Annotated in this window: 15 protein-coding genes; 10 read left to right on the forward strand and 5 right to left on the reverse strand. The window is 66.6% G+C overall.

The window, feature by feature from the left end; all coding sequences use genetic code 11:
- Positions 1–34: 34 nt before the first annotated feature.
- Entirely contained in the window at positions 35–715 is a 681-nt protein-coding gene (gene aat / locus ACQR0U_RS07565; RefSeq protein WP_434841007.1) for a leucyl/phenylalanyl-tRNA--protein transferase, read from the forward strand.
- Between the two features lie 6 nt (positions 716–721).
- Here aat and ACQR0U_RS07570 read toward each other — a convergent pair whose 3' ends face one another.
- Entirely contained in the window at positions 722–1,711 is a 990-nt protein-coding gene (locus ACQR0U_RS07570; protein WP_316164753.1) for a DUF2155 domain-containing protein, read from the reverse strand.
- Between the two features lie 213 nt (positions 1,712–1,924).
- Here ACQR0U_RS07570 and ACQR0U_RS07575 point away from each other — a divergent pair, with 213 nt between their 5' ends.
- The 9 genes from ACQR0U_RS07575 to ACQR0U_RS07615 all read left to right on the forward strand — a co-directional run bounded on the left by ACQR0U_RS07575 (position 1,925) and on the right by ACQR0U_RS07615 (position 10,103).
- On the forward strand, positions 1,925–2,698 hold the full coding sequence (locus ACQR0U_RS07575; RefSeq protein WP_315712210.1) for an SDR family NAD(P)-dependent oxidoreductase: 774 nt from the start codon (positions 1,925–1,927) through the stop codon (positions 2,696–2,698).
- Positions 2,699–2,742: 44 nt separating this feature from the next.
- Entirely contained in the window at positions 2,743–3,705 is a 963-nt protein-coding gene (locus ACQR0U_RS07580; RefSeq protein WP_434841006.1) for an alpha/beta hydrolase, read from the forward strand.
- 182 nt (positions 3,706–3,887) lie between these two features.
- Positions 3,888–4,244, forward strand: a complete 357-nt coding sequence (locus ACQR0U_RS07585; RefSeq protein ID WP_315712213.1) for a cupin domain-containing protein — start codon at positions 3,888–3,890, stop codon at positions 4,242–4,244.
- A 78-nt stretch (positions 4,245–4,322) separates the two neighbouring features.
- Positions 4,323–4,652, forward strand: coding sequence for a hypothetical protein (locus tag ACQR0U_RS07590; RefSeq protein ID WP_315712215.1), 330 nt, complete (start codon positions 4,323–4,325; stop codon positions 4,650–4,652).
- Positions 4,653–4,843: 191 nt separating this feature from the next.
- Entirely contained in the window at positions 4,844–6,010 is a 1,167-nt protein-coding gene (locus ACQR0U_RS07595; protein WP_434841005.1) for an amino acid aminotransferase, read from the forward strand.
- Positions 6,011–6,035: 25 nt separating this feature from the next.
- Complete coding sequence (locus ACQR0U_RS07600; RefSeq protein WP_315712219.1) at positions 6,036–6,650, forward strand: YitT family protein; 615 nt, start codon at positions 6,036–6,038, stop codon at positions 6,648–6,650.
- A 260-nt stretch (positions 6,651–6,910) separates the two neighbouring features.
- Complete coding sequence (locus ACQR0U_RS07605; RefSeq protein WP_315826854.1) at positions 6,911–7,975, forward strand: ketopantoate reductase family protein; 1,065 nt, start codon at positions 6,911–6,913, stop codon at positions 7,973–7,975.
- A 102-nt stretch (positions 7,976–8,077) separates the two neighbouring features.
- Positions 8,078–9,091, forward strand: coding sequence for a Na+-dependent transporter (locus tag ACQR0U_RS07610; protein ID WP_434872118.1), 1,014 nt, complete (start codon positions 8,078–8,080; stop codon positions 9,089–9,091).
- A gap of 133 nt (positions 9,092–9,224) precedes the next feature.
- Complete coding sequence (locus ACQR0U_RS07615) at positions 9,225–10,103, forward strand: transporter substrate-binding domain-containing protein (RefSeq protein WP_315712225.1); 879 nt, start codon at positions 9,225–9,227, stop codon at positions 10,101–10,103.
- Between the two features lie 124 nt (positions 10,104–10,227).
- On the opposite strand, the gene ACQR0U_RS07620 is transcribed toward ACQR0U_RS07615, so the two are convergent.
- The 4 genes from ACQR0U_RS07620 to ACQR0U_RS07635 form a co-directional block, all read right to left on the reverse strand.
- Positions 10,228–10,896, reverse strand: coding sequence for an amino acid ABC transporter permease (locus ACQR0U_RS07620; protein ID WP_315712227.1), 669 nt, complete (start codon positions 10,894–10,896; stop codon positions 10,228–10,230).
- Positions 10,897–10,927: 31 nt separating this feature from the next.
- Entirely contained in the window at positions 10,928–12,178 is a 1,251-nt protein-coding gene (locus ACQR0U_RS07625; protein ID WP_316170457.1) for an NAD(P)/FAD-dependent oxidoreductase, read from the reverse strand.
- Positions 12,179–12,200: 22 nt separating this feature from the next.
- Positions 12,201–12,959 carry an SDR family NAD(P)-dependent oxidoreductase gene (locus ACQR0U_RS07630; RefSeq protein ID WP_315751710.1) on the reverse strand — a complete coding sequence of 253 codons (759 nt, stop codon included), beginning with the start codon at positions 12,957–12,959 and terminating at the stop codon, positions 12,201–12,203.
- Between the two features lie 155 nt (positions 12,960–13,114).
- Entirely contained in the window at positions 13,115–13,393 is a 279-nt protein-coding gene (locus ACQR0U_RS07635) for a hypothetical protein (RefSeq protein WP_315712234.1), read from the reverse strand.
- Positions 13,394–13,447: the final 54 nt, after the last annotated feature.

Raw genomic sequence — 13,447 nt, forward strand, 5'->3', positions numbered from 1 at the left:
CGCGCGCCCGGCATCGGCCTGCTATGCTGATCCCATGAATACGCGCGACTCTGCAGCGTCCGAGATTACGCCCGAGGTCCTGCTGCGTGCCTATGCCTGCGGCATCTTCCCGATGGCCGAAAGTGCCGACGACCCGACCTTGTTCTGGGTCGAGCCGGAGCTGCGCGGCGTCATTCCGCTCGACGGCTTTCGCGTCGCCTCGCGCCTTGCGCGCACGGTCCGGTCGGACGCCTTCGCCGTGACCGTGAACCAGGCGTTCAAGGCGGTGATGGATGGCTGCGCCGAGCCGCAGCCTGGCCGCGAGGACACCTGGATCAACAAGCGTATCCGCGAGCTCTACACCGGCCTCCACGCGCTTGGCCATTGCCACAGCGTCGAATGCTGGCAGGATGGCGAGCTGGTGGGCGGCCTCTACGGCGTCAGCCTGGGCCGCGCCTTCTTCGGCGAGAGCATGTTTCACCGCACCCGCGACGCCTCGAAGGTCGCGCTCGTGCATCTCGTCGCGCGGCTGATCGCCGGGGGCTTCGAGCTGCTCGACACCCAATACGTCACCGAGCACCTCAAGACCTTCGGCGCCGTCGAGATCCCGCGCCGGCGCTACACCGTGCTGCTCGAAAAGGCCCTGAGGGGGCCTGCCTCCAATTTCGCCAGGCTGGCGGTTGATCGGCCGATCTCGGGCACCGAGGCACTCGCGATCATCGCAGCGCGCGGCTGAGCGAGGTTATCTGAACACTCCGCCGAACGGTCCACCCGCCTGGGGCGGCGGCGGTGGTGGCGGCACCTGCTGGGTCTGATTCTGCTGCGGCGGCGATGGCGGCCTGGGCGCCGCCTGCCGCTGCTGCGGCGGACGCTTTTGCGCAGGCTGCGGCGCCGCGGCCGGCTTCTGATCCGGCGCGGCGGCGCTGACGACCGTGGTCTGCGGCTCTTTGCAGTCAACCAGCCAGATGTCGTAGATCGGGTGCTCGACGCCGTGCAGACCGGGGCTGGCCGCGAACATCCAGCCCGAGAAGATGCGCTTCACCTCGCCCTGCAAGGTGATCTCGTCGACCTGCACGAACGCGTCGGTGTTGGCGGCCTCGGTGGCTGGCCTCGTGTAGCAGGCGTCGGTCTTTACCCGGAGCGCCCCGAACTGCACGGTCTCGCCGATATCCTCGTCGAAATTGATGATGCGGCCGGTGATCTTGTCGAGCCCGGAGAAGCTCGCCTTCTTGTTGACGATCTTCTGCGCCGGCGGTTCGGTCACGACCTCGTCGCCCGGCTGGATGGTGGCCGGGGTCTGCGGTACCGCGCCGTTCGGCGGGATCGCTGCATTCTGGGGTGCGCCGCGTGGCGGTGCCTGCCGCTGACCAGGCGCAGCCCCCGGCTGGCCGGGTGGCGGCACGGCCGCGACCGGAGGATTGTTCTGTGGCAGGATCGTCGTTCCCGGCGGCGGCGCCAGCGGCTGGGATTGGACCGGACCCGGCAGGGCGGCGCCCTGCCCTGGCGGCGGACGGGTTGGCGCCGGCAGCACCCGGCCCTGCGGCAGCTCCGGGATCTCCTCCTCTTCCTCGGGAGGCGGAATCGGCTCGCCACGGCGCGGAATGTTGCCCGGCGGGCGCGGAACGGGATCGGAGAAAATGGTACCGATCTGCGCGCGCGCCGGCACGGACAGCGTGAGGGATGTGGCGGCCAGCAATGCCGCGATACCGGTCAGGACGATTGTTCGGTGCATCTCGCGCGGCTTTATCAGGCGAATCGGGGTTCGGGACAATCAAATCGCGTCATGACCCATCCGCCGCTCTCGATCAGCCCTCCCGTTAACATGTCGAATACGGCGGGGGAAGGGCGAGCTGCCAGCACTCCGCGTGCTGGTCAGCCGGTTCTTCCAATGAGATAGTCGTGATCAAGAGCCGGATCGGAACCGGCGCCAAAGGGAAGGAAATCGATGTCTGATTCGATCCGTCTCGACGGCCGAGTGGCCGTCGTTACCGGCGCGGCCGGCGTCATCGGCGCCGCGACCATGCGGCTGCTGGCCGCGCGCGGGGCCCGCATCGTCGCCGTGGACCGGCGCGAGGCCGATCTCGCCGCCGCGACGGCCGCCCTGCCGGCGAGCGCCGAGGCGCTCGCCGTGGCCGCCGACGTCACCGACGAGGACCAGGTCGCGGCTTATGTGCGACAAGCGTGCGATCGGTTCGGCACCATCGACGTGTTCTTCAACAATGCCGGCATCGAAGGCGAGATCAAGCCGATCACCGCATATCCGCTGGAGGCGTTCCGTCGCGTGCTCGACGTCAACGTCGTCGGCGTCTTCCTCGGCCTCAAGCACGTGCTGCCGGTGATGCTGAAGCAGAACCGCGGCTCGATCATCAACACCGCCTCGATCGCCGGCCTGATCGGCTCGCCGCAGATCGCCGTCTACAGCGCCAGCAAGCACGCGGTCATCGGCCTGACCAAGAGCGCGTCCTGGGAGTGCACCGGCACCAATGTCCGTGTGAACTGCATCTGCCCCGGGCTGATCGAGAGCCGCATGCTGAGCGCGATCATCGAAGGGCGCAGCGGCGCCGCGGTTCCGGCCGACAAGGTGGTCGATCGCGTCCCCGCGCGCCGGCTCGGCCAGGGCGCGGAGGTCGCCTCGATCGTCGCCTTCCTCGCCTCCGACGATGCCAGCTACGTCTCCGGCGCGGCCTACACCGTCGATGGCGGCCGCACCGCCGCCTGACGTCCCTTCAACTTGACCGTCTTTCAACCCGACAGGTTTTTGCAATGCCCGTGCAACTCGATGCCGATGCCGCTACCGTCTACAAAGCATTTCAGGAGGCCGGTCGGCCGGCCTATGAGACGCTGACACCACAGGAGGCGCGGGACTACTATCTGGCCGCGCGCGTCGTGAGCAATCCCGAGCCGCCCGAGCTTGCGGACGTCAAGGACCTCGCCATCCCTGCCCCGCATGGCACAATCCCGGCACGGCTCTATCGGCCAAGGACGGTGCGGCAGAACAACGGTCTTGCACCAGGATTGGTGTTCTATCACGGCGGCGGCTGGGTGATCGGCAATCTGGAGTCGCATGACGTGGTCTGCCGCGCGCTGGCGCACGAAGGCGAACTGATCGTGATCTCGGTCGACTACCGCCTCGCGCCCGAGCACAAGTTTCCGGCCGCGGTCGACGACGCCGCCGCGGCCATACGATGGATCGCCGACAATGCCGCCGCGCTCGGCATCGATGCCGCCGGGCTCAGCGTCGGCGGCGATTCCGCCGGCGGCAATCTCGCCGCCGTCGTCGCGCTCTTGGCGCGTGACGGCAAGGGCCCGAAGCTCTCAGGCCAGGTGCTGATCTATCCGGCCACCGACTTTTCGATGAGCCATCCCTCGCACAGCGAGCCCGAGACCAGCGTGCTGCTGACGCATTCGGTGATCCGCTGGTTTCGCGACCATTATCTCAACAGTGCCGCCGACATCCACGATTGGCGGGCCTCCCCGGCGAAGGCGGAAACCCTAGCCGGGCTACCGCCCGCCTATGTGCTCACGGCCGGCGCCGATCCGCTGCGCGACGAGGGCGACGACTACGCGCGCCGCTTGCGCGAGGCCGGCGTGCCGGTGACGCATCGCAACCATCCCGGCCAGTTCCACGGCTTCTTCACGATGGGCAAGCTGCTCGACCAGGCCAATGTCGCCGCACGCGACATCGGCGCCTGGCTGAAGCAGCTCGACCGGCCCGGCGGCATCTGAGCGTTACCGCGCTGAGCTCAGAACGCACCGACCCGCGAGTTCGCGGGTCGTGCTCACATGCGGCCGAAGTCGTCGCGTGTGAGATCGGCTTGCTCGCGCTCGAGCAGCAGCTACATCCCGCGCAAGCCGGCCGGGACGACTGGACAGCTCACATTTCATTCCTCGCAGCAGGAGACTCCCACATGAAGACCGTGAACCTCGCCGACAAGCTGAGCCAATTCTCAGGCCATTGGGACCCGCACGTGGTCGCGGACTACAACGATAATGACGTGATGGTCGTGAAGTTCATGGGAGAATTCCCGTTCCACAAGCATGACACGACGGATGACTTCTTCCTGGTCCTGGAAGGCGAGATGGAGATGGACATTCAGGGGCAGCCGTCGCGGACGGTGAAGGCCGGCGAGTTGTTCGTCGTCCCCAAAGGGGTCGTCCACCGGCCGCGCGCGGCCAAGGAGGTCAAGGTGCTCCTGATCGAACCCAAGGGCGAACCGAACTCCGGCGACTCCGACCGGGTGCCCGCGCCCAAGCCGCGCATCTGACTCGCCGGAAGGCGTCAGACCTTCGGGCCTCCGCGAGCTTGAGATATCATTCAGAGCGGACAGGTGAGCAGGATAAACATGGAGCCAACTCTGGAGATTGCGCTGGCTTGGTTCAAGCCCGAAGAGTGGGAGGACATCAGGCGGATCTGCCCGGATCTGCACGACACTTATGAAGAATGGCTGGCCAGCGCTCAGGAGGTCATCGACACGATCGGCAGTCGCCCGGACGAGCGGATCGTGAAAGTGATCCTGACCGCGGCCGAGCTTCGGAAATGGCAACGTGCGACAGGCCGCAAAGTCGATGGCAGGGTTCGCTCACAGCTTGCCGCCAGGCGCGCGCGCAAGATCCGCAACGAGTCCCCACAGCCGGCTCCCGAGCCCCGTTCTGGCTCAGAAGGCAGTCGCTGACGCTTGTCGCTCAGTTCGCTCAGGCGGGCCAGGGCAAGTTCTGAGGGCGCAACGGCCGCCCATGCAGCGAACGAAGCGGAGCATCGCCGAAATGTCCGCTGTTCTTGCGCTGCAACCGAGATAGTGTCCCGTCGCCCGCAAGGACGGCTTATGGCCGTCTGGCAGGCCCCTCCTCCAATAGGATCGCTCCGATGTTCGACCGCTTGACCCGCCAGCCCGAGGATCCCCTGCTCGCTCTGATCGGCATCTTCAAGGCTGACCCGAGAGCCGACAAGGTCGATCTCGGCGTCGGCGTGTATCGCGACGAGGCCGGCCATTCGCCGATCTTCCGCGCTGTGAAAGCTGCGGAGCGCATCATCTGGGAGAGCCAGGACAGCAAGAGCTATGTGGCGCCGGAAGGCGACCAGCTCTTCCTCGACCTGTTGTGGTCGCTCGTCGGCGGCCCCGCGCCCTCGGTCCATGCCGCAGGCGTGCAGACCCCGGGCGGCTCGGGTGCGCTCCGCCTCGCCGCCGATTTGATCCGCCAGGCCGGCACCGGCAAGATCTGGCTCGGACTGCCGAGCTGGCCCAACCACGCCGGCATCTTCGCCGCGGCGGGGCTCGAGGTCGAGACCTATCCCTACTTCGACGTTCCGTCGCAGACGCTGCAGCTCGACCGCATGCTGGAGGCGCTGCAGCGCGCCGCGCCCGGCGACGCCGTCCTGATCCACGCCTCCTGCCACAACCCGACCGGCGCCCCGCTCAGCACCGAGGACTTTGCGCGCATCACCGCCGTGATGGCCGCGCGTGGCCTCGTGCCGCTGATCGACTCCGCTTATCAGGGTTTTGGCGCCGGTCTCGAGGGCGATGCCGCCGGCCTGCGGGCAATGGTCGCGGCCGTGCCCGAGGCGCTGCTGGCGGTGTCCTGCTCGAAGTCCTTCGGACTCTACCGCGAGCGGACCGGCGCGCTCTACGCCGTCGCCTCGGCACAGGCCGCAGCCGAGACCGCGCGCTCCAATCTCGTCTCCATCGCCCGCACCAGCTATTCGATGCCGCCCGACCATGGCTCGGCGATCGTCAAGACGATTCTCGACACGCCGGACCTCTATGCCGACTGGAGCAGCGAGCTCGAGACGATGCGCCAGCGCCTCGCCGCGCTGCGCCGCTCTTTTGCCGAGGCGCTCGGCGGGCGCTGGTCCAACACGATCGCGATCGGCGTCCAGGAAGGCATGTTCTCGCTGCTGCCGGTGACGCCGGCCGAGGTCATGACTTTGCGCGAAAAGCACGGCGTGTACATGCCGACCTCGGGCCGCATCAACATTGCAGGCCTGAAGCTCGCCGAGGTCGCGCGCGTTGCCGGCCTGTTCAAGTCGCTTTGAAACATCGCCTGCAAGGATCAAGGCCGTGACAGAGATCGTCGCTCAGGAGCGGCACAAGCTCTACGAGGACGCGATGGCGCTGACGCTGGGCACGCTGTTCGTGTCGCTCGGCATGCTGATCTACAGCAAGACGGTGCTGCTGGTCGGCAGCACCGCCGGTCTGTCGCTGCTGTTGAGCTACATCAGCGGCTATGGTTTCGGCGTCAGCTTCTTCCTGATCAATCTGCCGTTCTATGCGTTGGCCGTCCGGCGCATGGGCTGGCCGTTCACGATCCGCACCTTTGTCGCGGTCGGGCTCGTCGCCCTGTTCTCACGGCTGACGACGTCATGGATCGACATCAGCCATATCGATCCGATCTATGCCACCGTAATCGGCGCCGGCCTGACCGGGACCGGCCTGTTGATGCTGTTCCGGCATCGCACCGGGCTTGGCGGGATCAACATTCTGGCGCTGTATCTGCAGGAGCACTGGAAGATCCGCGCCGGCTATTTCCAGCTCGCCGTCGATTTCCTCATCATGATCGCCGCATTCTTCGTCATCCCCGTGAACCGGCTGGCGCTGTCGATCCTCGGCATCGTGATCGTCAACGTCATCATCGCGATCAACCACAAGCCGGGGCGCTATATGGCGCTGAGCTGAACGGCCGAGCTCCAAGCGCATGGTCGATCTGCGCTCGGATAGCCCACCGTGACACGCGCCGGATGCCGCACGAGTGCGCTGCACCTTGCCAGACGGCGCATTCCGTGGGATGAAAGCTCTGGTATGCCAGCAACCGAGGCAATGGGTTACCGCATCCGTCCGCTCCTGCCGGACGCCTGACGGACTCGTCGGTACGGCTGGATCGCCAACAAGAAACGCGAACGCAAAATCTCGAACCGATCTCTGGGGACGACCAAGGTATGGCACGCAACATTCTGATTCTCGGGGCCTCCTACGGCTCCCTCCTCGGCACCAAGCTGCTGATGGCCGGCCACAACGTGACGCTGGTCTGCCGCAAGAAGACAGCCGAGCTGATCAACCGCGACGGCACGGAAGTCCGCATCAAGCTGCGCGACGAGCCGGCGCATCGCTCGATCTTCTCGCGCGACCTGCCGGGCAAGCTCGACGCGGCCACGCCCGATAGCGTCGACCTGTCGCGCTACGACCTGGTCGGTCTTGCGATGCAGGAGCCGCAGTACACCAACCACACCATTCGCGTGCTGATGGTGAAGATCGCCGAGGCCAAGCTGCCGTGCCTCTCGATCATGAACATGCCGCCGCTGCCCTATCTCAAGCGCATCCCGGCGCTCGCCAACGTCGACCTCGACGAGGCCTACACCAATCCCGCGGTGTGGGAACGCTTCACGCCCGGGCTGGTCACGCTGTGCTCGCCGGATCCGCAGGCCTTCCGTCCGCCGGAGGAAGCCGCCAACGTGCTGCATGTCGGCCTGCCGACCAACTTCAAGGCCGCCGCGTTCGAGGACGAAAAGCACAATGCGCTGCTGCGTGAGCTGGAGCGCGACATCGACGCAGTCAGGCTCGACGGCCAGGACGTCCCCGTGAAGCTGAAGGTGTTCGACTCGCTGTTCGTGCCGCTGGCGAAGTGGTCGATGCTGCTTACCGGCAACTATCGCTGCATCACGCGCGGCGAGCCGCAGGCGATCCGCGATGCCGTTCATGGCAATCTCGCCCAGTCGAAATCGATCTACGAGCACGTCGATGCCATCGCGCGCAAGCTCGGCGCAGATCCGAGCGACCAGGTGCCGTTCGAAAAATACGCCAAGGCGGCCGAGAGCCTGCTCAAGCCGTCGTCGGCCGCGCGGGCCGTCGCCGCGGGCGCGCCGTTCATCGAGCGCGTCGACCTTCTGGTGAAGCTGATCTCGCAGCAGCTCGGCATGCCCAATGCCGAGATCGACCAGACGGTGCAGACCGTCGACTTCAAGCTCAACGAGAAGATCGTGGTCGGCGGCTCCAGCGCGCAGTGATGAGCAGGCGCCGACATCGTCCGTAACCAGATGTGACTTTGCATGAACGCGCGGCCAACGCATGGTTCGCGCGTTCATTGATTCACAGCGTTCGGAATGAAGATGCCGTCCTTCGGGCCTCTCGCTTTTCCTCTGCAGGCCCTGAGCTGGCTCGGCAATCAGGGCACCCGCGCCATCGTCGCGGTGCTGCTGGCGGCGATCGCCGTGCCGCCGCTCGGCGAGCTGGCGCGCCCCTACGTCACGCACGCGATCTTCCTGCTGCTCTGCATCTCGTTCATGCGCGTCGACGTCGCGATGCTAACAGCGCATCTGCGCCGCCCGCTGCTGGTGGTGGCCGCGACGGCCTGGACCACGATCGCCGTGCCGGCGCTGGTCGGCTCGATCGGGCGCATCACGGGCGTCGATGCCACAGCACCCGACCTGTATCTCGCGCTGATGCTGCAGGGGACGGCCTCGCCGATGATGGCCTCGCCCGCGCTCGCCGCGCTGATGGGGCTCGACGCGACGCTCGTTCTCATCACGCTGGTGACCTCGACCGCGCTGGTGCCGCTGACGGCGCCGCTGTTCGCCTATATGTTTTTGGGCGAGACATTGTCACTGTCTCCGGCCGCGCTCGGGCTGAAGCTCGCCGCCATCCTTGCGGGCGCGCTGGCTGCGGCCGCCGCGATCCGCCTTGCCTTCGGCATCGATACGATCCGCCGCCATCGCGCGCCGATCGATGGCGTCAACGTCCTCATCCTGTTCGTGTTCGCCTCCGCCATCATGGCTCATTTCCTGGCCGACCTGACCGCGAGCCCGTTCCGCATGCTGGGACTGGCACTGCTCGCCTTCACCGTGTTCTTGCTGTTGCTTGGTACCACGATGCTGCTGTTTCGCGGCGCGGGCCGCGAACGCGCCATGGCGCTCGGCATGATGGTGTCGCTACGCAACATGGGGCTGATGCTCGCGGCGACCGAGGGCGCGATCCCCGGCACCACCTGGCTGTACTTCGCGATGAGCCAGTTCCCGATCCACCTTGCGCCGCAACTGTTGCGCCCGCTCGCCGAGCGCCTGCGTCCAAGGCCGCTTCCATCGGGCGGGACCGATCACGGCTTGATCAATCCTGCATCGGAATGAGGCAGAGCAGCAACGGCATGCGGCCGCTCCGGCATGACGCGACGGCGAGCCGCTTACTATCAAGGCCGACATGGTTGTTGCTGGCGTGCAAGGCCGGCGCTACGCTCCGTGCCTGTTGGTGCAGGAGGATGATGTGACCACGTCAGACGATCAGAAAATTTCCGAAGACCGCCGCGATGCGCTGCGCTACGCGCTCGCCATCGGCTCCGGTGCCGCGCTTGCGTCCGCCATGACGACGACGCCCGCCTCGGCGCAAGCGGCCGACAACACGCTCGACCGCGTCCGCGCCAACAAGGTGCTGCGCATCGCCGTGCTGCCGGGCGAGCTGCCCTATTTCAACAAGGATCTTGCCACCGGCACCTGGTCGGGCTTCTCGATCGAGATGGCCAACGACATCGCCAAGCTGCTCGACGTGAAGCTCGAATATGTCGAGTCGACCTACGGCAATTCGGTGCTCGACCTGCAGGCCGGCAAGATCGATCTCGGCTTCGCCCTCAACCCGACGCCGCAGCGCGCGCTGGTCATCGACTTCTGCGGCACGGTGTTCCCGCATCCGTTCGGCGCCATGCTGAAGAAGGGCATGGAAGCGAAGACCTGGGCCGACATCAACAAGCCCGAGGTCAAGATCGCCGTCGACGTCGGCTCGGCCAACGAGGCGGTGGCGCGGCGCTTTGCTCCCAACGCCACGATCAAGTCGCTCAAGTCGCGCGACGAAGTGATGCTGGAGATGGCCTCGGGCCGCGTCGACGTCGTCGTCAACGCACTGATCCTGGGCCTCACCGCAATCGCCAAGAACCCCAATCTCGGCTCCTACAAGATCCTGCAGTCGCCCTCGGTCGCGATCCCCTCCAGCATGGGCGTGCGCCGCGAGGCCGACAAGCGCTGGCGCGACTTCCTCGCGGTGTGGATCGACTACAACCGCGGCATCGGCCAGATGCGCGAATGGTTCGTCAAGGGCCTGGGGCTGGCCGGCGTCAAGGCCGAGGACGTGCCGGTCGAGGTGAACATCTAAGCGAAGCCACGCTCTCTCCGAGCGTCATTGCGAGGAGCACAGCGACGAAGCAATCCAGGACCGTTCGTGCCGCCCTGGATTGCTTCGCTCGCAATGACACGGAGGCATTCGATGATGTATCGCCTCACGCCTTGTCGTACGTCATGCCGCGCTCGAAGCGGCGGCCCAGGAGCGTCGCCGGAAACAGGATCGCGAAATAGATCAGCGCGATGATGGTGTAGACCTCGAGCGGCCGATAGGTGTCGGCGTTGATCAGCGTCGCGTTGTAGACGAGATCGGGCACCGCGATCACCGACACCAGCGAGGTGTTCTTCAACTGCGTCACCGACTGGTTGACGTAGGGCGCCAGCATCGGCTTCAAGGCCTGTGGCAGGATCACGAGCCGCATCATCCGCCACGGACGCAGGCCGAGCGCGCGCGCCGCATCCCATTGCCCGCGCGGCACGCTCTCGATGCTGCCGCGCACGATCTCGGCATAGAACGCCCCGGCGTAGAGCGACAGCACGGTGACCGCGGCGACATGCGCCGGAATGTTGACGCCGATCACCACCGGGAACGCGTAGTAGAACCAGATGATCTGCACCAGCAGCGGGGTGCAGCGGAACAGCTCGATATAGCCGATCAGCAGCCAGTCGATCACGACCGGACGGCGCAGCCTGACGATGCCGACGACGAGCCCGATCACCGAGCCGAGCAGGATGGTGCCGAGCGTATACGCCATGGTCCAGCCGAGCCCCAGCCAGAACAGATGGCTGTACTTGGCGAGGATGGCGAAATCCCAGGTATAGTTCATCGCAGCTCCGGCGTGACGCGGTCGCGGCCCCTCACAGATACCGGCTCGGAGCAAAGGCGGAGACGTCGAACGACGGCGCCTCGCCCGTGATCATCGCGGCGATCGCCGCGCCCGTGGCCGGCCCCGTGGTGAAACCGATATGCTGATTGCCGAATGCAAGCCACAGGCCGGAATGGCGCGGCGCCGGCCCGATCATCGGCAGCGAATCCGGCAAGGTCGGCCGCGCGCCGCGCCATGGCTGGGCCACGGCCTCGCCGAACTCGACCACGCCGCGCGCCAGCGGGACCACCTGCTCGAGCTGGGCGAAATTCGACGGCGCATCGCGATTGGTCAGCTCGACGCCGGAGGTGACGCGCACGCCGTTCTCCATCGGCGTCATCAGGAAGCTGCCTTCGGCGTCGTGGATCGGACGGTGCAACATGCGCGCCGGGTTGGGCGTGAACTCCTGGTGATAGCCGCGCTCGAACGCCATCGGCACCCGGTAGCCGAGCGACCTGAGAATGTCCGGCGACCAGGGACCGAGCGCAACCACGACATGACGGGCGCGAATCTCGCCGTCGCCGAGCACGACACGCCAGCCGTCCCCGTCGGACAGCACCGCCCTGATCTCGGACTGCCGCAGCACGCCGCCCGCGCCCTCGAACATCCGCGCATAGGCTTTCGTCACATTGCCGGGCGAGTCGACCGACGCGGTCTGGCTATGCAGCAGTCCCACTTTGTAGACCGGCAGCATATTAGGCTCGAGCGCGGAAATGCCCTGGCGGTCGAGCAGCTCGCTCTTGATGCCGTATTCGGCCAGGAGAGCCTGCTCCGCCTTGGCCGCTCCGACAGCGTCGCTGCGCCACGCCTTGAGCCAGCCGGTCTCGCGGATCCGCTGCGGCTCGCCGGCGCGAACGATCCAGTCGCGATGCAGTTTCAGCGACGCGCCGATCAGGCCATGCAGCGCGGTGGCGCGCGGCTTGACGCGGGACTCCACGGCATTGGCGAGAAAGCGCAGCACCCATTCGACATTGCGCAGCGTCCATGCCGGATCCCAGCGCAGCGCCGCGCTCTTGTTGCCGAGATAGGACGGCAGGGCCTTGAACAGCGAGGGCTTGTTGAGCGGAAGGATCGAACCGGAGGAGAGAATGCCGGCATTGCCGTACGATGTCTCCTCGCCCGGCGCCTTGCGGTCGACCAGCACCACCGAGAGCCCGCGCTCCCGGATGGCGTAGGCGGAGGAGACGCCGACGATCCCCGCTCCCAGCACGACCACGTCGGCTGTCTGCTGCATACGCTCCATCGTCTCTCGATCCATCTGCTGCTTACATCAGGGTCAGGCCGCCATCGACCGGCAGCACCGCGCCGGTGACGTGGCCGGCGTCTTTCGACAGCAGGAAGGTCACGGCCGCGGCGATGTCGTCGGGCTCGGCGAGGCGCTGTTGCGGATTGGCCGCCGCCGCCGTCTGCCACGCGGCCGGATCGAGCGAGCCGAGCCGTCCCGCATCCTTGCGCGTATAGCCGGGCACGACGACATTCGCGGTGCCGCCGCACGCAGCCAGCTCGATGGCGAGGCATTTCACCAGCGCCTCCAGCGCCGCCTTGGCGGCGGCCGAGGCCGGGAAGGTGCCGCCCGGCACGAAGCGGTGCGCGACGAAGCTGGAGATCGCGACCACGCGCGCATGGGTGCTCTGCACGAGGTCAGGGAGCGCGGCGCTGGCGAGCTCATGAAATGCCGCGGGCATCACTGCGAGTGAGCGGTCGAGCCCGTCGCGCGGCAGATCGCGAAAGCTGCGGCGGTCGGCAAAGCCGGCAGCATGCACCACCGCGTCGATCCGGCCGAACCGCGTTCGTGCCGCAGCCGCCAGCTCGGTGGCAACGCCCTGCCTGGCCAGATCGCCGCAATGAAACTCGGCTTCGGCGCCGGCCTCCCGGCACGCCGCGGCGACGTCCCGCAGACGCGCGAGACCTGCTTCGTCAGCCCCCTGCCCGTGCAGCATCAAGGCCTGCCCCGGTGCGGCCACGCGGCGCGCCACCGCAGCGCCGATGCCGGCCCCGCTGCCGGTGATGATGGTGACACGCATCGCGCCTCGTCTACCCCTCGGTTTCGCGGGGCGGACTATAGGTCTCACACCTGCCGATGCCAACACGCGGACGGACATGCGCCGATGTCCGTCGCGCGGGACTTCTTGCGCCTCAGACGTTCAGAACGTCCAGGTCGAACGGCTGAGTTCGCCGCTCAGCACTTGGCGCCGACTTTGCACTTGTTGGTCGACTGTGAAATCGTGCCGCCCTTGCCGCTGCAGGTGGCGGCATAGGCATTCACGCAGGCGACCTTCGCGGATGTGCAGCCCGCATGATCGTTCTTCACGCAGATCGTCTCGCTATAGGTCTCGATCGTGCTGCCGCCTTTCTTGCAGACGCACATTCCGGTGACTTCGGCTTTTGCCGCAAAAGCGCTGTCGACACTGCCGACCGCGGCAGCAGCAAACAAAATCAGGGACAGAAATACGCGCATCGTATCCTCCATGGACAAAGTGGCAATGCGCGTACTATGCGCGCTTCGCGCATG

This window comes from Bradyrhizobium sp. HKCCYLRH3097 (assembly GCF_051167875.1).
Lineage (GTDB): Bacteria > Pseudomonadota > Alphaproteobacteria > Rhizobiales > Xanthobacteraceae > Bradyrhizobium.